The following is a 21,388-nucleotide window of genomic DNA, read 5'->3' on the forward strand; positions in this document are numbered from 1 at the left end:
CGATGGTTTATATATATGAACAGAGAATCATAACATTCTCGTGGGACAGCGATATTACTATAGACATATGACCACACTCGTTACAGGCGGTGGTGGATTTATCGGTTCACATCTTGTTGATTTTCTTATGGAAAATACGACAGAAGACGTTCGAGTTCTTGACGACTTCTCAACCGGTTCGCGGTCGAACCTCTCGCATCTCGATACCGACCGAGCCAGGATCATAAACGGCGACATCCGTGAGAAGGCGACTGTTAAGCGTGCCGCCAAGGGTGTGGATACTATTTTTCATCTCGCAGCGGCAGTCGGCGTTCAGAACGTCGTCAACAATCCACTCGAATCTCTCGAAATAAATCTCCACGGAACCGAACACGTGCTTGACGCCGCCGACAGCGAAATGGCTTCCACGTTCATCGCCTCCTCGTCTGAAGTGTACGGCAAGAGTGACGAGATACCGTTCAGCGAGGACGGTGATCGGGTACTGGGGCCGACAAACATTCCGCGGTGGGGATACGCCTCCGCCAAAGCAGTCGACGAGTTCCTCGGTCTGGCATATCAAGACGAACGAGATATCCCAGTGGTCGTCGGTAGGTACTTCAACATTGTCGGTCCTCGACAGACCGGCGAGTACGGGATGGTTGTCCCGCGATTCATCGAACAGGCTCATAGTGATGAGGAGTTGACGGTCTACGGTGATGGCACGCAAAAGCGAAGCTTCACGCACGTGAATGACGCCGTCAAGGCGACTTACGAACTTCTACAGATTGAGGAGGCACACGGTGAAGTATACAACATCGGGTCGCCGAATCCGACGAGAATAAACGATCTCGCCAAAGCCGTCATCGAAGCAACTGATTCTGACTCGACACCCACACATATTCCTTTTGAAGAAATATATGGAGAAAACTTTGAGGAACCTGAACGACGTGAACCAGATGTTTCGAAACTTCGGGAAACGCTCGGCTGGGTTCCCGACACGAGTCTAGAAAAAATCATCAGCGATATTCTCTCTCGGCGTCAACGCGGAGAGACAGACGATGAGTGAAAATAACCGTCCCGAGCGTGAGAGCGATCAACTTGTTGACCGTCTCCGACGCGGTGAGGGGAAGGTTGGAGTCATCGGTCTGGGATACGTTGGGCTCCCCCTATCGTTGAGTTTCACCGAGGCGGGCTTTCATGTTCGGGGATTTGATATAAATAAAGACCGCGTCAAACGCCTCCTAAACGCGGACAGTTACGTTGACGACATTACCGATGACAGACTAGAGACCGGTCTCAATAGCGGTTTTACGCCGTCAGCTGGGTCGGAGATCGTCGCCGACTGTGATGTCTACGTTATTACCGTCCCAACTGGAATGCGAGGGGACGGGCCAGACATGACCGCAATTAAATCGGCCGCGGAGACCGTCGGAGCACAGTCGGGTCCCGGTGAGACGCTGGTCGTCGTCTCCAGTACGGTCTACCCGGGAGCGACAGCAGAACTTGTTGCGCCTATTGTCAACGAGCGCCGAGACACGCCGGCCTACGTCGCGATGGTTCCCGAACGAATCAACCCCGGGGGAACCTATGATTTTGAGGATATCCCTCTCGTTGTTGGCGGGGACACTGAGACTGCTCGGAGGTCCGCAAGCATCCTCTTCGACAGGCTAGTCGTCGAGACCCATCCGGTCGACTCGACGGATACGGCTGAACTCACGAAGACACTCGAAAATACGTATCGAATGATTAATATTGCACTCGTGAACGAACTCGTCACGCTCACCGAAGGTCTCAATGCAAACATCTGGGACGCCATTGACGCCGCGGCGACCAAGCCGTTCGGATTCCAGGCCTTCCGGCCGGGGCCGGGCGTCGGCGGACACTGTATCCCGGTCGACCCACAGTTCCTGAGCTGGCGGGCGAACGACATCGGCACAGACGTCTCGTTTATCGACGACGCACATGAGGTCAACGAGCGAATGCCCACGCTGGTGGCTGACCGACTTCAGATGTTCCTCCGTGGTCGAGGGATCGACATCTCAGAGGCCTCGATTGTCGTTCTCGGACTCTCGTATAAGCCTAATATTGGTGACACCCGGAACTCGCCGGCTATGCGCATCCTTGAGAAACTACCCGAAACCGCGGCAGTGACTGTAGTTGACCCACACGTAGATCAGGAGTCAAGTCCGTACAGTATCACACAGTGGCTAGCGGACGCAGACCTAGCCGGTGCCGATGTCGTTCTGTTACTCGTCGATCACGACGATTTTGATCTCGATGCTGTCGGTGAGGCAGCCTCATTCGTCTTCGACACCCGCAATGCGATGCCCGAAGGTGTGCCAGCAGATGTTGTCACGCTCGGCGGCGCGGACAACAATGATAGGTAGGGCGGATGGAAATGCTTATTCGCCAGCCCCGGCGGGTATCTGGTGATGAAGGTCTCTGTCGTTATCGCTACGTACTCGATGGACCGATTTGAGGACTTCTGCGATGCTGTCGACAGTGTTCTTGCTCAAACGTACAGCCCGGTCGAACTTGTTCTAGTCGTCGACGGAGACGAGATGGTCTACGAACGCACGCTCGAGGCGTACGGCAGCCGAGACAATGTGGTAATTCATTGCAACAATGAGAACCGCGGCCTCTCGTATAGCAGGACTCAGGGAGTGAAACAGGCGTCAGGCGATATCGTCGCACTGTTCGACGATGACGCGGTCGCTGAACCTGACTGGATTGAGGAACTTGTCTCTACCTACCGGAGTACCGACGCTATCGCAGTTGGCGGGAAGATGATACCCGAGTGGGTCGTCGGAAAGCCCTGGTTTCTGCCGCCAGAGTTCTACTGGCTTGTGGGCGTGACTCCGCCTAGGTTTGCCGCGCCGGGTGAAGAGGTACGAAATACATACGGATCGAACATCTCGTTTCGCGCCGAAGTATTCGATCGCATTGGTGAATTTAATGAGGATATCGGTCCACAGGCCGGCAAGGTCCTCCAGGGCGGCGAGACTGAGTTCTGTGCTAGAATGCGCGAGGATTTTGGCCAGGGTGTCATCTACAACCCCGGCGCACGAGTCAGCCACAAGGTGTTCGAGTACCGGACTGATCCCTGGTGGCTGCTCGTCCGTTCGTTCTGGCAGGGGTACTCCAAGCGCGTTATGGAAGGCGTAATCGAGGATTCGGGCGACAACGAGACGTTGTTTCTCAAACGCCTGCTCACTCACTCGATTCCAAACCATCTCACAGAGGGGCTTCGTGGTAGATCACTCAAGCCGCTCGGACAGCTCTTCTATCTCGTGCTCTTTACTATGGCCGTCGGATTCGGCTACCTCTATGGGATAGCTAGACATGGTCTAAACGAATAGCATATTTGTTTTTTTTTTTGATTACGTGACGTTTCCTCGGCCTTAGTGTACCGAAGCGACACACTCAATGTAGCTACACCTGAAGTGTAAGTATGCCGACTGCACTCGTCACTGGCGTAGCAGGATTCATTGGGTCGCATCTCGCCGAAGGCCTGCTTGACCGCGGCTATACCGTCCGTGGCATCGACAACTTTGACAGTGGAACCAAGGCGAATCTCGTCTCGCTCGAAGCGCACGACGCGTTCTCATTCACCAAGATGGACGTGCGTGATAAAACGGCGATCACTGAACAGATCAACGGCGTCGATTACGTCTTTCACCAAGCCGCGGTTCCGTCGGTTCCCCAGAGTATCGAAGATCCGGTGACTACGACTGATATCAACTGCACTGGAACCGCGACAGTGCTCGACGCTGCACAGAAGGGAGATGTCGACACCGTTGTTGTCGCATCTACCTGTGCAGTCTATGGCTCAAGCGAGGGACTACCGAAAATCGAGTCGATGGAACTCCAGCCTGAGTCACCCTACGCTCTCTCAAAATACTACACCGAACAGTTAGCCGTCCAGTTTAGCGAACACTACGATATTGATACCGTCGCGCTCAGATACTTCAACGTCTTCGGGCCGCGCCAAGACCCCAGCGGTGCCTACGCAGCAGTCATCCCAAAGTTCATCGAATTGATGATCAACGGCGAACAGCCAGTGATCTTCGGAGACGGTGAGCAGTCGAGAGATTTCGTGTTCGTTGATGATGTTGTCGCAGCAAATATTCGTGCGGCGGAAGAAGATCATACGGGGGTTCTCAATATCGCAGGGGGAACTGCGGTGACAATCAACGAGTTGGTCACAGTTTTAAATAATACACTAGATCGAGACATTGAGCCGGTTCATGAAGATCCACGTCCGGGAGATATCCGTCACTCAGCCGCGGATATCTCAAAAGCCAACAAATCGATCGGATTCGAGCCCAATACGTCGTTCACGGAGGGTATTAAACGAACGATTGAGTGGTTCCAGAATCAGTGAGTATAATGTATCTCTGACATCTAGGGTAAAATATCGATATTCGATGAGCGCTGATTACAGAGAGATGATTTCACAAATTACAGTCTATATTTTCGAATAATCAGAACTTTATAACCCTAGCAATGAATCTTCAACTACTCAGTAACCCATTGTGCAATTATGTACAGAAACAATCAATTAACACGAAAACCTTACGTAGTTCACGAGTCCTGGCATAGAGACAATGAACATACTCTGGCTTCGGCCAACTGTCGGGACTCATATCAGCACCCGACGTGAGCGTATCCGAGAGGGACTATCCGATTATGAAGTGTCAATTAACATTGTAGACACGAGCGGGACAGATGCTATTAGGGCAATAAAAACCGCTCTGACTGGTGATTATGACATTATTGTTGGAACCGTCCGTATTGGGCTTTATTTGGGATTCCCTCTTGCCCGACTGAAGGGAGTCCCGTTTGTGGCGGAGGTGACCGAACCTGTAGAGCGTGTCAAAGATGACCTTCCTCGCCCCATCTTCTTATTTCTCACTTGGTATGAGTGGAGGGTACTCAAACGGGCTGATGCTCGGTTTTTTGTCGAAGCTGAAGTACTTGAACGGGCACATAATCGTGGGCTTGATGGACACTTGGTACGTAACTCTGTTTGGTACAGAAAGTTCGCTGATCCTGACCCGTCAGTCGTTGAAAATGCTCGAAAACAGTTGGAATCTATGGGGCTGAATTTCGATGCGCCTTTAGCCGTCTACATCGGTGCATTCACTAAACAACAACATATTCTAGAGATACTGGCGGCAGTCCCCAAATGTCCTGAGTGGGAATTCTTGTTTCTTGGCGAGGAGGGTCAACACGCTAATGCAGTCACCGAGGTAGCTAAAACACACGAGAACGTCTACTTCCCAGGTGTCGTTCCTCACGAAGAAATTCCAGGCTATCTTTCATTTAGTGATGTCGGGTTTTCACTATCTAAGGGTGAACGACCGCTTAAATTGTTGGAGTACGGGGCCGCCGGTCTCACCGTGCTTGGCATGCCTGGACGACGGGAGCGTATCTTCTCTGCAGATGAAGTACATTTTATTGAGCCGACTACGCCGAATATTGTAAATGCATTGAACATGATTCAACAGGATCCGGATCAAGTTCCTGCGACAGGATCCGCACTCCAAGAGTATGCAAAAGAGAATTCTTGGAAAAAAATCAGCGAAAGATACTATAATGTTTTCCAAGACTTGACGAGCTGATATTTTATTTTATCCGCCGAACAAAGCTTTCTATTGATGTCTGGATAAGATCTGTATCAAACTGTAGTCCTCCGACTGGGACATCAACAACCTGTTCTAGTGTCGTAGCGGCAATGGGTCCGCACAATAATCCGTCAATACCATCTTTTTCTGCTCGCACCCCTCTGATAATCTCCTCTTCAATTGATTGGGATGGAAGTGGTTTAATTCGATATTCAATATCATCAACCTGGATACGACTCGGTGCACGGTCGCACGCCCCCCGCGTAGTTATTAGTCCGATCATAGGTTGTGTATAGCCTTCCTCTTCTTGTAATCCGTGGATGATTTTTTGGAGTGTTTCAACCCCAAAATTTGTGTGATTTCCACTCGTGATCTTATAAAGTGTACTCACAGGGATATTATGACGCTCCGCAAATTCTTCTATGGTTAAATCCTGCTGTTGTAACGCTTCGGACAGACGTTCTTCAAACTCGTCCGTGACTACTCCATGGAGAACCTCGTTCCACATATCTAGTGAGTTGATAGGAGCATTGATAAATATCACTCTCAATACTGACAGATTTTTGATACATAAAACTCCGTCTTGAGAATAGGCTCAGGAAATAGAAATATAGAGAATTATTCTTCCATATCTTGATACCAGACTTCCACAAAGTAAAATATTTACCACAGCACTATGTAGACTTCTTATATGGACCGGAGAGCGTATCTCCGAGGGTTTGCTTCGGCCACCGCTATCGGAGTCGCCGGGTGTTCTGATACGCTGGGGGATCAAAGCTATCCCAGCCAATCGATAACAATCATTGTTCCTTGGGCGCAAGGTGGTGGAACCGATCGATCAACGCGTATCCTCGTATCTCCATGGAAAGAAGAGATCGGTGGCGAATTCGTGGTAGAGAATTATTCTGGTGGGTCGACACAAGTTGGTGGAGAGCAGTTATACAACGCTAAACCAGATGGATATACGGTTTCGATGTGGAACCTCCCACAAATGAATGCCACCCGGTTGTTCCAGGATGCTCCATATACAATTGAAGATTTCGACTATATTGGAACAAATCATTTTGACCCAACCATGTGGTTCGCCGGCACACAAACTCCATACGAGAATATGACAGATCTTATTGATGCCGCAAGGGACCAACCGGGTGAGATCACGGTTGGGCTTACCTCCGCAGTCGGGAATACTGCTCTCTCAGCTCTCCTGATACAAGAAACATACGACGTTGAGTTTAATCTTGTAAACCTTGAAGGTGGATCGAGTGTCCGCCAGAGCGTTCTCGGCGGACAAGTTCCTGTTGTCGTCAACCAACCATGGGCGTTCAATCCCACGAACATCGGAGAAGTGACACCCCTCGGCTCACACACATCTGAGCGCCAGAGTCTTTGGCCAGATACCCCCTCGTTCGCTGAATTGAATCTCGGCGATGTCCCACTCGTTGACGAAGGGCTTGGGCAGTGGAAATTGATGATGGCCCCCGGTGGTCTTGAGGAGGAATATCCAGACCGATATCAAGCGCTTGTCGACAGCTACAAACGCGCCATGGAGACAGAAGAGTATCAAGAAAGAGCAGCTGAACAGGGAAGCCTTAACGAAATTCTCCGGTATAATAATCCCGAGGACACATTTGAAATAGTACAGAATGTGAGTAACTCAATGCGAGAATTTGAGGGCCTCTTTGAGGCATTCCGTAACCAATGACAACATTATCATTCCGTGGTCATATATTCAAAATAAACGCTAAGGAGTTGATTTTTCCATTCCTCGTACTTATCTTCTGTGGGGCGTACTACGTTGATACAAGAGGCCTTCCAGACCGTTCTGTGTTGTACGCAGAACCAATTCTGTACACGACGGTTCTTTTTGCACTCGCCGTCATTTTTGATTTCGGTGTTCAGTTTAACCCGAACGGTACAGATCAGGGCGAATCTGTGAGCAGCATGACCGGTGTCACGACCGATAAGTGGCGGTCAAAAAACGCTCTCTACGTTATCCTATTAACCAGCGCGTATCTCGTGGGGATGCGTATCCAATTCACGCTAGCTACCTTTCTGTTCCTAGGAGGGACCTTGTACACTTTAGGTGAACAAAATCGACAGGTTCTGATCCTGTACTCCACGGTGTTAACAGCAATTATTTACGCGGTATTCGTGTTTTGGCTCAGAATTCCACTATGACCGCTGTACTACTTCTTTTCCCAGGTGCACTCGGAACCGGACTTGGGCTATTGCTACAGCCTCCTGTCATCGCTGCGATTTTCATCGGGGTTGCGATTGGTATTATCTTTGGGGCCATACCTGGATTTTCCGCGACGATGACTCTTATTTTGTTCACGCCGGTCACAATTCCGTTTGACCCTTCAGTCGCGCTAGTTTTCCTAGTTTCAGCTTATGGAGGTGCTGTATACGCCGGATCAATCCCAGCCATCCTTATAAATACTCCTGGTGCACCTGGATCAGTTGTCACCTGTTGGGATGGGTACGAGCTCACGAAATCCGGGCGTGCGACATACGCACTTGCCGTGTCTGCCGTCGTATCAGGGCTCGCTGGAATTATTGCCGCCGTTGCTCTTCTTGCGACCGGTCCTATACTTGCAGACTTTGCGCTCGGTTTCGGTCCAGTTGAACTCTTTCTCCTCGCAATATTCGCGCTCACAATCATTCCTGCTGCGAAAGGCCAGTCACTATTAAAAGGGCTGTTAGGTGGGACATTTGGATTATTAGTCGCTACCGTTGGAAGTGATCCTCAGCTCGCACAGCCGCGAGCAATTTTTGATCAACCACTACTCAGAAGTGGTATTGATTTTGTCGTGGTACTCATTGGTCTGTTCGTATTCGCCGAGATGATTTTTCTTGCAGCACGTGGTGAGATACTGACTACGGATACTGACAGATCAGATGATCGGGCGCAAGTTTTTGAGGGGATCCGCGCTGTTATAGCCCGCCCTGTTGAGTTTTTACGCGGGACCTTCATTGGTATTTTTATTGGCTCTCTCCCGGGAGCTGGTGCGGACGTTGCGAACTTTGTGGCGTACAACGAAGCGAAGCGATGGGCTTCGAATCCTGCAGAATTTGGAAAAGGCGCCATTGAGGGAATTATCGCTGCGGATTCATCGAACAACGCAACCCAGGGTGGCGCACTCATCCCCACACTGACTGTCGGGATCCCTGGAAGCGGCTCAACAGCAGCACTCTTGAGTGCTTTCGCAATTCATGGCCTCAATCCGGGCCCTGGACTGTTCCAACGTTCCGGGGTTCTAGTATACGCCCTGATTTTTTCATTGTTCCTCGGTAATATCCTCATTTTAGTATACGGACTAAGTGGTGCACAGTACTTTGGAAAAATCTCTAGAATTCCGATTCGGTACATCATTCCCACAGTCATTGTTCTTGCGATCGTCGGTGCGTTTGCTGTTCGTAACTCCTATCTCGATATTTTTATTATGCTTCTTTTTGGATTAGTTGGCATTATTCTCGTCATAAGCGATTATCCGATGGTAAGCGTTGTTATCGGTGTTATCGTTGGTGGGTTCGCCGAAGAGGGATTTGTACAGGGGTGGACGATCAACCAAGGCGACGCCGTTCAGTTCCTTGCTGCAAGCAACATCTCTATCATTCTCCTCATACTGATTGTCCTCTCACTTGTCATTACTGCGGTCCGAAACCGCCAATCTGAATGAGACTGTGAGTACCGATACGCGGCTCTGATCAGCCCCCCATATCCTCTTTTTGTGTGAAATGCAACTGTCTTCGTAACCGAATCGATTGATCTTCGTTTTAGATTGCTGTTATCGGGGTGTCAGTCCATCAGTCAATAGGTCGTGCAGGTGAGCCGACGGCAAGCGTGTCCTCACTAATATCATCTAAAACAGTTGAGTTCGCGCCTACCTCCGCAGAATCACCGATGCTCGTATGACTACCAACAACGACGTGTGGATGAATCCTGACCTCCTTTCCTGTTGTTGAACTCCCGGCAAAGTGACAGCCAGGACTCATCATGTTACGAGCGCCGATCTTGACGTTGTGTGCAAAGTTACACAGGTTGTGTATCTTTGATCCCTCACCGATTCGCGTCTCTTGGAAAGTAGCCCTGTCTACCGAGCAATTCACACCAAAGTGAACATCATCCTCAATAACGACACTTCCTTCGTGAGGCTTGTTCATGACCCGATCGTCTGATGTGAGTTGATATCCAAATCCCGTTTGTCCAATAGAAGTTCCTGTACCGAGAATACAGCGGTCCCCTATCGAGACCTTCTCTCCGATTGTAACGCCCGGTCCTAACATACACTCGTCGCCGATAGTGACTGCAGGCCCAATAGTGACGCTGGGCCCAATCACACAGTTATCACCGAACGTCGCATCGGAAGAGATAGTCGCCGATGGATGGATCGACTGGTTCAACGGTCGTTCAATAAAAAAATCGTGGACTGCCCTGACGAAATCCGACTGCGGCGTTGATGACGAAATCAGTGCGCAGTCGACAGGGGCATCGGGATGTACTTCAGTAATTACGGCACCAGCGTTTGACTCTAGCAATTCTTGTTCGTATCCTTCTTGGCAAAAAGAGAGCTTTGTTGCTGTCGCCTCGTCTAGTGGAGCAAATCCCGAAACTAGTTTTTCTTTTCCCCTGTGTTCTCTCGTTAGATGAGATGCAATTTCAGTCGATTTGACTTCCCTACCCGTATTTTTAAATCGGATATTGTTAGTTGACATTAATCTGTATCCGGTTTCGTTATTTAGATGACGCCGTCCGAGCGGAGCTCTTCGATCTCTGTTTCGGAAAGCCCGAGCCGGGAATGGAGTACCTCTTCGTTGTGTTCCCCTTTCGTAGGTGACGGTTCTACCGCAACATCCGAACTCTCCGGGAACTTGATCGGTGACCCCGGAACTTTGATCTCACCCGCTTCTGGATGGTTAAGTTTGACAATAGAGTTTCGTTCCTGGAGGTGCGGATCATTCAGTACCTCCTGTATTGTCTGGACAGTTCCGCAGGGAATCCCGCGATCGAGTAGTCGTTCCTCTACAGTATCGGTCTCCAGATCCTCTGTCCACGATTTGACGAGTTCATCGACTTTGTCGATATTGTCCACGCGGTCTACGTTTGTTTCGAACCGCTTGTCACCAAGCAAGTCTTCTCGACCAATCACTTTGAGTAGGTCCTGCCAGTGATCGTCGGAGGCACATATTATAGTAATGAATCCATCCTTCGTCTTATATGAGTTGTACGGTGCCTTTGCCATTGCACTGTGCCGATTTCCCGTCCGGGACGGTATCGACGGGTCTCGGTACTGAATGGCCAACTGGGACAGTAACGACGGCACTACCGCATCATACATACCGACCTCAACAAGCTGTCCGCTTCCCGTCTGTTCTCTCGCGTAGAGCGCGGCTAATATACCGCTCACGAGATGGATTCCGCCAAAAAAATCTCCAGGAGCAATCCCTGTCTTCATGGGGTCTTGATCCGGATTCCCTGTTACGTCCATCACCCCGCTTGTTGCCTGAACGATGAGATCCATCGCAAGCCGATCTTTCTTCGGACCTGTACGGCCAAACCCGGTTCCCTGCGCGTATATCAGTTCGGGGTTAATTGAGGATAGTGTCTCGTATCCCAGTCCCAATTTCTCCATCGTTCCGAGTGAAAAATTCTCAATGATGACATCAACGTCAGTGGCGAGGGATTTGAAGATATTTTTTCCCCGCTCAGATTTCAAATTGAGCGTGATTCCTTTCTTGTTGGAATTGAGCATCACCAGCTCTTCTGGTTCTCCTTCCTCAACACGCGAACGCAACGGTTCTCCGAATGGTGGCTCTACTTTTATTACATCTGCTCCGAGATATGAGAGAATGAGTCCGCAGTACGGACCATTGTATATTTGCCCCACATCAAGAACCTCTATGTCTTCAAGTGGTTGTTCCATGTGCCTCCTCCGCAGTAAAACCAATTAAAAATTGCCATCGGCCTGACCGACACGTATCAATACAGTTTTGTAAATATAGTATTTATAACCTCTATGACCTCGGCTGTTGATAGCGAACAGAATCTTGAGTTTACGTACGATACATATCGGGACCTGCTAGAACAGCTTCGGAGTCAGCGATATCAGTTCAAAACATTTGACGATCAGATTGGGAACAATGAGATTGTCCTTCGGCATGATGTCGACTGGTCCCCAGCGAAAGCGCTTCGGATGGGGGAAATTGAACAAGAATACGACGTAAGCTCCACGTACTTTTTTATGCTTTCCTGTCCGCTCTATAATACGTTCTCAGATTCGGTCTTGGGTGCAGTCGAAGAGCTACAAACAATGGGGCATGAAGTTGGCCTCCACTTCAGTTCCTATCCGTACTGGGACGAGGATGTTGAACCATCGAAGCAGGCAATCGAGGCCCGTGTGCAGTCAGAACTCAATGCTATCGGAACCCGAATAGAGGGGTTGTCTTCGGCAGTATCGTTTCACATGCCACCTGACTGGGTATTCGGCGAGTCGTTCGATTCGTTCGTGAACACGTACGGCGAGCACTTTTTTAATCAGCTCGAGTATATCGCCGATTCGAGACAGCGGTGGCGGTCCGAGCATCCGTTCGCAGACGGGTATCCAGACCGCGCGCAGATTCTAGTACACCCAGGTTCGTGGGGAGATGAAGATGCGTCGTTTGGTACACGAATTGAACACGACATCGAGGCAAAGTTCGAAGATCTTCGGAGACAATTCCAGTCGGATTATCGAGTCGATTTTGACTCCACCTAAGGTTACCTCCTCTGCCCTGACCCAATAGTGTACAGCCAGTGACGGTCGGTCTCGATATTAATAGCGTCCCGACCATCAACGATGACGAGATCATCGAATTTGTCCCACGCTATGTCTTCGAACGCTTCATGTGCGGTCACGAGTACAGCGGCGTCCAAACCGATATCATAGAGCTCATCGACCGTCGTGGGCGTTGCGCCTTTGAACTCCGACAGATCCTCTATCACCGGATCGACCCCGTACACGTTCGCTCCTTGACCGGCTAGGCGTTCGATTATCGGTTTAGCAGGTGTGTGTCGGGTTTCTGGAATTCCCGAATCATAGGTAACGCCGAGCACAGCGATGGACGCGTTACTAAGCTGCGTATCTACAGCATTGAGCCCTTCAAGAAGTTTGTCGACCGTAAACGCCGGCATCGAGTCATTTATTTTTCTAGCCGTCCGCATCAGCTTTCCCGGAGTTTCGAACTGTTCGATCAGGAAGTACGGGTAGTAGGGGATACAATGTCCCCCGACGCCAGCACCGGGGTTGTGAAGGTCAATATAAGGGGAGTCGTTTGCGACATCAATTGCCTCAAGCACGTCAATACCGGTCTCGTCAACGAATCTCGCCAGTTCATTAACGAGAGCAATATTGACATCACGGTATACGCCCTCAAACAGTTTAACCGCTTCAGCCGTTGTTATGTCAGAGACTGTAACGACATCGTTATCGGTTATTTCTTTGTAAATCGCTACCGCCGCATTCGTACTCATAGCATCGATTCCACCGACAACTTTCGGGTAACTACCACGGATATCTTTGAGTGCGCGACCACTCTTGGTCCGTTCCGGACAGAAAGCGACACCGAACTCACCTTCGTTAAGATCACTTTCTTTTTCAATGAGTGGTGCGACGACATCGGCACATGTGCGGGGTGGAACAGTTGATTCCACGATAACGAGGTCACCTGCGTCGATACCGGTAGCTATGTCGGAGACGACAGATCGAACAGTCGAGAGGTCGGGTTTGTTCTCTTTCGTCACTAGTGTCGGGACGATTATCACGTGGACCGCCGCTTCAGATGCCGCAGATTCCGAGTCAGTGGTTGCTCGCAGCGAACCGTTTGCGACTGTCTCCGCTACCAATTCATTCAGCCCGGGTTCGTGGACAAACGGAGACTGACCGTTGTTAACCGTCTCAACGACTTCGGGATCAATATCCACCCCTCGGACGTTCCCCGTTACATCGGCATAGACCGCAGTGAGAGGAAGGCCCATCTTTCCCAGACCATAAACCGCGACTGGAATCTCACCTTCCAGTAGGGCTGTTCGCTTCGTGTTCTCCGATAAGTCTGAATCGTATATTTTCATGATTTACTTCTCCTAGTTGTTAGGGAAGACTTCGTGTTCGACCGCCTGTGCGAGCCGTACCGCTGCAAGTCCATCCTCGGCTGTTACTGATGGCTCTCCCCCGCCAGATACAGTATCAAGGAACGATTGGAGTTCTCGTTTTAGCGGTTCGATGTTTTCCACAAACGGCCGTTCGATAACGCTCTCGTGGCGATACCTTGTTTTGTCATCTCTGCTTACCATCTGTCGCATCGATCCGCGGTAGATTTCAATACGCCGGTCGAGGTAATCCACGCTCACGTATCCCTCGTCGGTGGCGATTCCGAGCTCCCGAATCTTCTGTTCAGTTACTCTGCTCGCCGTGAGTGTTGCTATCGCTTCCCCACTGAACGTGAGTGTCGACGTTGCGTGTCTGCCGTCTACACGGCCGACTCCGTCGATATGCTCTGGATCCTCTCCTACAAGGTTTCTGATAATATCAAGATCGTGGATCATCAGATCAGTAACGACCGAATCCTGGATATCACGCCCGGGATCTGGTCCGAGCCGACGCACTTCGTAGGCAAGCACTTCTTTACCAGCAAGCACGTCCTCAAGTGCGAGGACAGCGGGGTTGAATCGTTCGATGTGACCGACTTGAATACGGACACCCTCGCGGTCGGCCAATTCGACGAGCTCCTCGCCTCGTTCGGGATCATCTACAAACGGCTTCTCGACGAGGATATCGACACCTCCCTTGATACACTTACAACCAATTTCATAGTGGAACTGCGTGGGGACCGCGACTGAGACGGCGTCTACCCGTTCGATAAGGGCATCGAGACCCAGCGCCGCTGTGTCGTACCGCTCTGCGACTTCTGTGGCGCGTTCTTCATCCATATCGCTAACCCCAACGAGGTTGGCCTCGGGAAGTGTGTTGTACACCCTGCTGTGGTTGATACCCATGCTTCCGACGCCAATGACGCCGACATCCGTCATTTATTCCCCTCCATATACGATCGAACAGCATCGGCGATCGTCTCTATATCATCTACGTCTACATTAGGATGGATCGGCAGCGATACCACCTCGCGGCTCGCCCGCTCGGCGACAGGCGCCTTGTGGCTAACGTCGTCATATGCCGGCTGTTTGTGGATACAGGTTGGGTAGTAGACTGCGCTTCCCACACCTTGTTCTTCGAGATAGTTCATCAGTTCGTCTCGCTTTTCGGAGCGTATCGTGTACTGGTGGTAGACATGTGTCCGTCCAGCAGGTTCGACCGGAGTTGTGACTCCAGTTTCTTCGAGCTGCTCAGTCAATTTCTCGGCATTCTCCCGTCGTCGCTCTGTGTATTTTGGCAGGCGATCCAACTGTGCTCGTCCGAGTGCAGCCGCGATGCTCGTCATCCTGAAGTTGTGGCCGAGTCGGACGTGTTCGTAGCTCCCACCGTCCATGGAGCGGCCGTGGTTGATATACGAGGACGCGCGCGCAGCGATCCCCTCGTCGTCGGTGGTAATCATACCGCCCTCACCGGTGGTCATGTTCTTCGTTGGATAGAAAGAGAAACACCCGACATCACCGACGGAACCAACGCGGTTGCCGTCGACAGTCGCACCGTGGGCTTGTGCAGCGTCTTCGACGAGCGGCACATCGTGTTCGTCGGCGATGTCGGCTAGTGTGTTGAGGTCTGCCGGGAGGCCGTAGAGATGGACCGCGAGGATGGCGTCGACAGGCTCGGTTTCGAGCGTCTTACGTACCGAATCGGGGTCTAGATTGTACGTGTCCGGACGCACGTCGGCGAAGACTGGCTCCGCGCCCGCCAGTCGGATCGCGTTGGCGCTAGAGACGAACGAGAACGGCGTCGTTAGCACTCGGTCACCGTTGTCGATGCCGAGTGCTTCTAGCGCCGCGTGGAGAGCCGTCGTGCCGTTCGCCGTGGCGACCGCGTGGTCGACACCACAGAACTCTGCAAACTCCTCCTCGAAGGCACGCACTTCTGGCCCGTCCGCCAACATCCCAGAATCGAGTACTTTGGCAACTCGGTCGTGTTCCTCGTCTCTCATCTGTGGGTTCGCTATCGGGATATTCACAGGTCGTTCTTACCTTGGAGTTTATCCGGAAGCGGTTTAAACTCTGCTGGTACGCCGACAGCTAGTGTGTCAGCGGGTACGTCTTCAGTGACGACCGCACCAGAAGCAACGAACGAGCGTTCACCGACGGTAATCTCGGGATTGATTGTGGCATTTGCGCCAATCGAAGCCGACCTCTCTACTGTCGGCCCCTCTAGATCGACGTTTTGTCGGACGGGATACGGATCGTTCGTCAGTACCGCATTCGGTCCGATAAAAACCTCATCTTCAATGGTGGTGTGAGATGGAATATAGACACCAGTTTGGAGGCTCACTTTTTTCCCGATCTTGCTATATCCGTCAATAACGGTCTTCGTCCCGATGATTGATTCTTTCCCTATTTCGGTTTGTTCACGAATAAGAACATCATGACCAGTTTGTACGTAGTCATGAATTTTAACATCTGCGTATATCGTGCTTCCCGCACGAATCGTAACACTGTCACCGAGAATAGTGGGGTTGACTTTGGTGTCGTACTCGTATCCGACAGTAGTCCGTTCATCTATAGTACAATCTGAACCGCTGGAAACATTGGACATCTTCGAATTAGTGTTTAATCGGGACACACAGATATATTATGATCCTGTAATGCATTGTTGAACACAAGACGGCGTTGGGGTAGGGTCGATAACTCACGATTTCACGGCGTCAAAGAGTGGTTCTTACACTCAGAAGATTTAGTAGTTGCCGCTAGCGGTAGTGGTCAAAGGGCCAAAACTATCGTATTCTACTCCTTTGATCAGGTGACGACGGCGATGCCTCTCGCAAATATGTCCGGAGAAAGAAGAGCAGGTAGCGAGCTCTAACTCACCACCTGCGTTAGCTTGTGGATGATACACTTCCGTGTGAGCTCTTGGAGCTTCTCGTCGTCGTCTTGCATCAACTGTGAGAAGCCTATTTCTCTCATCCAGCACTGGTTGTAGTCTTCGTTCATGCAGGCTTTGTGAGCCTTCTGCACGGTGCTTGCTTCCTGTGCTTGATCAACGGTCGCGTTGAGTTGGGGCAACACTCCTCTGGGAGGTCACTCTAGGAGCGGTTCGCATCGGCAGAGAACACACGCAAGTCTTCGGAATTCCGGCGGAAGACCTGCATTCCGATATGGCTGTCCCACGCCTTTTATGTCGTAAAATAAACATTTTTGATCGCTAGCGAGTTCACATCGATCAAGATCATCGTCCTCATCGACTGAAACGGGTAGTTCGTATGGTCGTGGTAGTGGTAGCTGGTTTGATCGCGCTGGAAGCCACTCACATCAATCGCGGCTTCACCACTCCAGCTTGCCTGCCCCGCGCTTCAGCGGAGCAGACGGCGCAGTTCACGTATCTGGTACTCTCGTTCCCACCGGCAGGATAAACGGTAGTGCGGTGGTTCGTTGAGGACGAATACAATAAGAACACCAGGAATCTCGTTGAGGTAGTCTCCCATTTCGCGGAGGCTCTTCTTCAGCTCGACGCGGAACAGAATCAATGCGATCTGCACCCACCCGGCGTACCCGTCCGCGCCGTCCGGCGCGGCGGGTACGTCTGGGTCATCAGTGTGCTGTTTGACAAGGTCTCGACATATTCGTACTAGCCGTCTGACAGATACAACATCGCCAGACGGCGTACAACTCCAGGTTTGCTTGGCGGGATCTTCCATGAGGCTGTCTGAACCAGCCGTCAATCGGTAGCAAAACGGGGCAAGAATGGACGTGGCAGTCCTTGGTGATCATAAAGTATAATAGTCCCTTTGCGAATGTTATATATATATGAATCCCGAATATAATATCTTATTTGCACCGTACGAAACAGCAGGCCAGATGTGGGGTTATGCATCGGGATTACGTTCTTTAGGAATTGAAGCGACTACACTTACCTATCTCTCGCATTCATTCGAATATCCAACAGATATTGATCTTGATCTTTCAGCAGATACATGGATAGAAAAATTAAATAGTGGAGTGACGATTATGCGTCACTTTCCACAACTGTACGCTAATCATGATATATTTCATTTCTGGGCCGGGCGGTCTCTTCTTCCTCGTCATGTTGACCTCCCACTATATAAGATAGAAAATAAGAAACTCGTGATGAATTATCGAGGCAGTCATGCAAGACTAGGGTCAGTGGCAAAGAAACAGAATCCATACGAAGAGTTAATGGAAAAAGAATACGACGACGAGAAGACCGAGAAATATCTAAAGCGCGCGTCTAAATATATTGATATCGCTCTAGTACCCGATCATGAACTTTATCCAAGTGTTGCAAAATATTTTGATCATGTTGAAGTAGTAAGGAGAGCTACAGACACAAGCGCTATTGAACCCACCTATCCCGATCCGAGAAACGATGCGCCGATAATTGCACATGCACCTAGTAATCGGGCAAACAAAGGGACTAGATTTGTTCTCAAAGCGCTAAGTAAACTGGAAGAAACTCACGATTTTGAACTCACATTGATTGAGAACTCACCACACGAAGAAGTGATTCAGACACTTCAGCAGGCGGATATTGTTGTAGATCAATTATTAAGGGGTACACATGGAGTCCTATCAATAGAGGCGATGGCAGCCGGAACCCCCACTGTTTGCTATCTTCGAGATGACCTAATTGATACTTACCCAGGATCGATTCCAATTGTCAATGCCAATCCAAATACGGTTAAACCAGTTCTCTCCAATTTAATAGAACATCCACAAAAAAGAAAACTAATCGGAGAGAAGTCGCGGGAGTATGTTGTAGATAACCACGATAAAAGGGTTATCGCAGAAGATTTGATTGATATCTATAACAAGATATAAAAAACATATTTATGTTATTTTGTATTGTCGTATGTCGAGCCCCCATTTTTAATTCTATTTATTTCCTCGATGGTGTTCTTTACGCCATTATTTTTAAAGATATGTATACTTTTCTCGTTTTTATTCGATTGACCAATCAGAGAGAGTACTTGTTTGGGTGATGAAATTACTTGAGCAGGACCATTGTTTACTAACTCCTCGATAGATCTCCAGCCCGAGATCTTATAAACGTACGTATCCAGTCCGAATGCTATACCCTCAAAGAGTGCAGTTGAGTACACTCCTATCTGTATACTTGATTCTGCCAAGAGTTTGTATATTCCCGGTCCGTCACCCCCAACTACTCTTAGGTCTGCCCGTAATAAATTCGGGTACTTTCCTTTCCACTTCTGATACTCCTTTGGATGTAGTTTGTATACAATTTTATAATCAAAATTGTCATACTGACTTAGTGAAACTGCCAGCTCAGATAATTCCTCTCCGATAGTATCCTGAGATATGAAGACAACTTGCTTTCTTGTGTTAATATTATTATGTTCTTCTTTCTTATAATCAAGATATGGATAGCCAGTAGAGATTACTCTATCATCTGGTAAGGGGATCTCTGCGGATTCCTTCCAATAATCTCCCCATACGAGCAAATAGTCGGGAAACATTCTTTTTGTGGCATTTTTATAAGAATAGCCTAAATGATGTTTCGTTATGATCCCGTGTTGTAACTCGATAACTGGTATATTGAGAGATTTGGATACCTCAATAAGCGTTTCTTTACCGTAACTGCATTCTATGATAAGCACTTTTGGATTTATTCTTCTTAGTAACTTATTGAACAAGAAATGTCTTGTTTTTCTCAAATGCAAGTTGTCACGAACTAGTGTTTTTATATTGACGTTCACTCCGAATTCATTTTTTATTTTTTCTTTTATCTCAATAAGTTCTTTATTTACATTATTTGGGATGGTCGGTTTTTCCAGACCTAGTTTTAATGGTATTTGAGATCCATATAGGATTAGGTCAATGTATTTGAAATCCTCTGTCTGTATGGGGCTATAGTGGGACGCATTTCTGGGTCGTTCTAAGTGTATATAATTTTTCAGACCCGATTTATAAATTGGGTCAAAATACACATCCCAAAATTTATTATTGGGCTCTAACCGACGTCTACCAGTTCCATAAACCAAAATGTCATTCTCTTTGGACATATATGGATTTTTCACCAACATGTTTTTTAGCATTAAGTATGTTTTTTTAAGAATATCAAGATTTTCCGTTATCCTGTTTTGTTGTTTTCGACTGTTTTTGAATCTTATACTATTCCAGATTGTATTTCGTATCCTTTCCCAAACAGGAACATGATCGATAGTGAGGTCAAATAAGTCATTGCTTTGCTCAAAGTGCTCAAACTTTTTTAGGGTATCATTCATAGAATTTAATCTACAAGTTGATATCTAGTTATTGACTATTAATCTAGTGGGTTGTTTAATCTTTTCATTCGCCCTTCTATAGGAGGTGGTTGATACTGTCGAGCTGTCGCTGTTGAGTCGGAAAAAATAATCGCACCGCCGCAACGGTGCCCGACACGAATGATTCCGCTAGATGTGTTCAAGTCGGAACCGGTCACAACGGACCCGATCCAACAGGTTCGCTGGCGTGATGGTAAGACTTGTTCTCGCTGCCGCTCTATCCTAAATTTAAGACACGGCAGCTATGGGTAGACTCAGCGGTATCTATATTATTCTGTTGAAGAGCGATCTTATCAGCCGAGATCTCGGGTTTAGAAGGGTGAAGCCGAGGAAATTGAACCTGGTATGCAGATCAATATCCTCAATTTCATCGAACAGTGTCATCATTTAGCTAAACAAGCGTTGTGGAAGCACGCAGGCGAGCCCGCCAGCGGCGGGTTCGCCCACTAGGTCCACGTCGTCTTGCATTGTTTTCGGGTCGAAGAGATCCACAGCTATCATGAAACGCCGAATCGGCTGAAGTACATGGACGAAGTTCGTGACGCTCTCAAGTTAGCTCGGGATTATCTCCCCGGTCACACGACGATCTACGAGTCGTTTGATCGGCTGAAAGTATGGGTATGGTGGCTACTGCGTGGAAACGCGCAGCAGCACCCTCATTCTGGCCGCGCTGCGCTCAACAGCACGTTCTTTGACTGGCGACGTGACTCGTCATACTTCCGCCAGCGAGCAGGACGGACGATACAGACGCTCAAAGTGACGATATTGACTGATGTGGCATCACTTATTGTTCTCGATGTTCACATCATAGCACGGTGGAAGCACGATACGAGGACCGGACTGCAGGTCGTCCGCGTTTCTGCAGACGACCTGCAGTCCGTCGCTGCTGGCAACGACTTCTAAGACTGGTATTCCGAGTACGAAATCGCCGCACATGACGTTGAGTATCTAGTTCACTACCGTGGTTCGTCAGCGGAAGCAGCCGCGAACGACACGCTCAATTGAGCAAATGGCTACGCTCAGCGGTGGATGGCCGAAATATCCTACTCAACAACGAAGCGCTCGCTCGGCCATGCCGTGCCAGCGCTCGGTTGGTATCGGCAGTTCCGTGAGGTCGTCTTGATGTTCGCCATCAGAAACGTAAAACCGTTATGTGAGCCGCTGTAACCGTGACTCAGCATTTATTCAACAAAACAGTTCAAATACGTCTTTGACGAGTTCGTGAAATTCATTCTCGTCGCCGACGATGATCGGCGACATCATCCATTTCAGCTGTTTCCATACTTGCTCGATTGAATTGAGATGCGGCGAACCTGATGGAATGCCTTGTTTTGCCGCCAATTAAC

General features: G+C 49.4%; 18 protein-coding genes and 3 pseudogenes. 11 read left to right on the forward strand and 10 right to left on the reverse strand.

Annotated features, from left to right (window positions below; genetic code table 11):
- The first annotated feature begins 67 nt into the window (after window positions 1-67).
- The 5 genes from SD626R_RS14670 to SD626R_RS14690 all read left to right on the forward strand — a co-directional run bounded on the left by SD626R_RS14670 (window position 68) and on the right by SD626R_RS14690 (window position 5,603).
- Window positions 68-1,045: a GDP-mannose 4,6-dehydratase gene (locus SD626R_RS14670; RefSeq protein ID WP_092567072.1), complete on the forward strand. Its 978-nt coding sequence runs from the start codon at window positions 68-70 to the stop codon at window positions 1,043-1,045.
- Window positions 1,038-2,366: a nucleotide sugar dehydrogenase gene (locus tag SD626R_RS14675; protein ID WP_092567073.1), complete on the forward strand. Its 1,329-nt coding sequence runs from the start codon at window positions 1,038-1,040 to the stop codon at window positions 2,364-2,366. The genes SD626R_RS14670 and SD626R_RS14675 overlap by 8 nt, the downstream gene beginning before the upstream one ends.
- 45 nt (window positions 2,367-2,411) lie before the next feature.
- Entirely contained in the window at window positions 2,412-3,338 is a 927-nt protein-coding gene (gene aglG, locus SD626R_RS14680; RefSeq protein WP_092567074.1) for a glucosyl-dolichyl phosphate glucuronosyltransferase, read from the forward strand.
- 92 nt (window positions 3,339-3,430) lie between these two features.
- Entirely contained in the window at window positions 3,431-4,363 is a 933-nt protein-coding gene (locus SD626R_RS14685; RefSeq protein WP_092567075.1) for an SDR family oxidoreductase, read from the forward strand.
- A 223-nt stretch (window positions 4,364-4,586) separates the two neighbouring features.
- The gene (locus SD626R_RS14690; RefSeq protein WP_092567076.1) at window positions 4,587-5,603 is read left to right on the forward strand and encodes a glycosyltransferase; all 1,017 of its coding nucleotides are present in this window, start codon (window positions 4,587-4,589) and stop codon (window positions 5,601-5,603) included.
- A 4-nt stretch (window positions 5,604-5,607) separates the two neighbouring features.
- On the opposite strand, the gene SD626R_RS14695 is transcribed toward SD626R_RS14690, so the two are convergent.
- Window positions 5,608-6,114, reverse strand: coding sequence for a helix-turn-helix domain-containing protein (locus SD626R_RS14695; RefSeq protein ID WP_092567077.1), 507 nt, complete (start codon window positions 6,112-6,114; stop codon window positions 5,608-5,610).
- 183 nt (window positions 6,115-6,297) lie between these two features.
- Here SD626R_RS14695 and SD626R_RS14700 point away from each other — a divergent pair, with 183 nt between their 5' ends.
- From SD626R_RS14700 to SD626R_RS14710, 3 genes are read left to right on the forward strand one after another with little or no spacing between them, the layout of a single operon-like run.
- A complete protein-coding gene (locus SD626R_RS14700) occupies window positions 6,298-7,308 on the forward strand; it encodes a Bug family tripartite tricarboxylate transporter substrate binding protein (RefSeq protein ID WP_092567078.1) in 1,011 nt (336 codons plus the stop codon).
- Window positions 7,305-7,784: a tripartite tricarboxylate transporter TctB family protein gene (locus tag SD626R_RS14705; RefSeq protein WP_092567079.1), complete on the forward strand. Its 480-nt coding sequence runs from the start codon at window positions 7,305-7,307 to the stop codon at window positions 7,782-7,784. The genes SD626R_RS14700 and SD626R_RS14705 overlap by 4 nt, the downstream gene beginning before the upstream one ends.
- Window positions 7,781-9,286 (forward strand): tripartite tricarboxylate transporter permease, encoded by a 1,506-nt coding sequence (locus SD626R_RS14710; protein ID WP_092567080.1) that lies wholly within the window; start codon window positions 7,781-7,783, stop codon window positions 9,284-9,286. The genes SD626R_RS14705 and SD626R_RS14710 overlap by 4 nt, the downstream gene beginning before the upstream one ends.
- A 127-nt stretch (window positions 9,287-9,413) precedes the next feature.
- On the opposite strand, the gene SD626R_RS14715 is transcribed toward SD626R_RS14710, so the two are convergent.
- Window positions 9,414-10,322 carry a DapH/DapD/GlmU-related protein gene (locus tag SD626R_RS14715; protein WP_092567081.1) on the reverse strand — a complete coding sequence of 303 codons (909 nt, stop codon included), beginning with the start codon at window positions 10,320-10,322 and terminating at the stop codon, window positions 9,414-9,416.
- Window positions 10,323-10,345: 23 nt separating this feature from the next.
- A complete protein-coding gene (locus SD626R_RS14720) occupies window positions 10,346-11,530 on the reverse strand; it encodes a CaiB/BaiF CoA transferase family protein (protein ID WP_092567082.1) in 1,185 nt (394 codons plus the stop codon).
- A gap of 93 nt (window positions 11,531-11,623) precedes the next feature.
- Between SD626R_RS14720 and SD626R_RS14725 the strand changes: the two genes are divergently transcribed.
- The gene (locus SD626R_RS14725) at window positions 11,624-12,361 is read left to right on the forward strand and encodes a polysaccharide deacetylase family protein (protein WP_092567083.1); all 738 of its coding nucleotides are present in this window, start codon (window positions 11,624-11,626) and stop codon (window positions 12,359-12,361) included.
- A gap of 2 nt (window positions 12,362-12,363) precedes the next feature.
- On the opposite strand, the gene SD626R_RS14730 is transcribed toward SD626R_RS14725, so the two are convergent.
- The 5 genes and pseudogenes from SD626R_RS14730 to SD626R_RS14750 form a co-directional block, all read right to left on the reverse strand.
- Entirely contained in the window at window positions 12,364-13,713 is a 1,350-nt protein-coding gene (locus SD626R_RS14730) for a nucleotide sugar dehydrogenase (protein ID WP_092567084.1), read from the reverse strand.
- 12 nt (window positions 13,714-13,725) lie between these two features.
- Window positions 13,726-14,670, reverse strand: a complete 945-nt coding sequence (locus SD626R_RS14735; RefSeq protein WP_092567085.1) for a Gfo/Idh/MocA family protein — start codon at window positions 14,668-14,670, stop codon at window positions 13,726-13,728.
- Window positions 14,667-15,734, reverse strand: coding sequence for a DegT/DnrJ/EryC1/StrS family aminotransferase (locus SD626R_RS14740; protein ID WP_092567116.1), 1,068 nt, complete (start codon window positions 15,732-15,734; stop codon window positions 14,667-14,669). The genes SD626R_RS14735 and SD626R_RS14740 overlap by 4 nt, the downstream gene beginning before the upstream one ends.
- A gap of 23 nt (window positions 15,735-15,757) precedes the next feature.
- Window positions 15,758-16,339, reverse strand: coding sequence for an acyltransferase (locus SD626R_RS14745; protein WP_092567086.1), 582 nt, complete (start codon window positions 16,337-16,339; stop codon window positions 15,758-15,760).
- Between the two features lie 263 nt (window positions 16,340-16,602).
- Window positions 16,603-17,438: pseudogene (locus SD626R_RS14750) on the reverse strand (IS5/IS1182 family transposase).
- 109 nt (window positions 17,439-17,547) lie between these two features.
- On the opposite strand from SD626R_RS14750, the gene SD626R_RS16575 reads away from it, so the two are divergent.
- Window positions 17,548-18,579, forward strand: a complete 1,032-nt coding sequence (locus tag SD626R_RS16575; protein ID WP_137782500.1) for a glycosyltransferase family protein — start codon at window positions 17,548-17,550, stop codon at window positions 18,577-18,579.
- A 14-nt stretch (window positions 18,580-18,593) separates the two neighbouring features.
- Here SD626R_RS16575 and SD626R_RS16580 read toward each other — a convergent pair whose 3' ends face one another.
- Window positions 18,594-19,781 (reverse strand): hypothetical protein, encoded by a 1,188-nt coding sequence (locus SD626R_RS16580; RefSeq protein ID WP_141651440.1) that lies wholly within the window; start codon window positions 19,779-19,781, stop codon window positions 18,594-18,596.
- 606 nt (window positions 19,782-20,387) lie between these two features.
- Between SD626R_RS16580 and SD626R_RS14755 the strand changes: the two are divergent.
- Window positions 20,388-21,209, forward strand: a pseudogene (locus SD626R_RS14755) (IS5/IS1182 family transposase).
- Between the two features lie 30 nt (window positions 21,210-21,239).
- On the opposite strand, the pseudogene SD626R_RS16585 reads toward SD626R_RS14755, so the two are convergent.
- Window positions 21,240-21,365, reverse strand: a pseudogene (locus SD626R_RS16585) (IS630 family transposase); the annotation flags it as partial.
- Window positions 21,366-21,388 lie beyond the last annotated feature (23 nt).

It is taken from the genome of Halorubrum sp. SD626R (assembly GCF_001261915.1).
In the GTDB taxonomy this organism is placed as follows: domain Archaea; phylum Halobacteriota; class Halobacteria; order Halobacteriales; family Haloferacaceae; genus Halorubrum.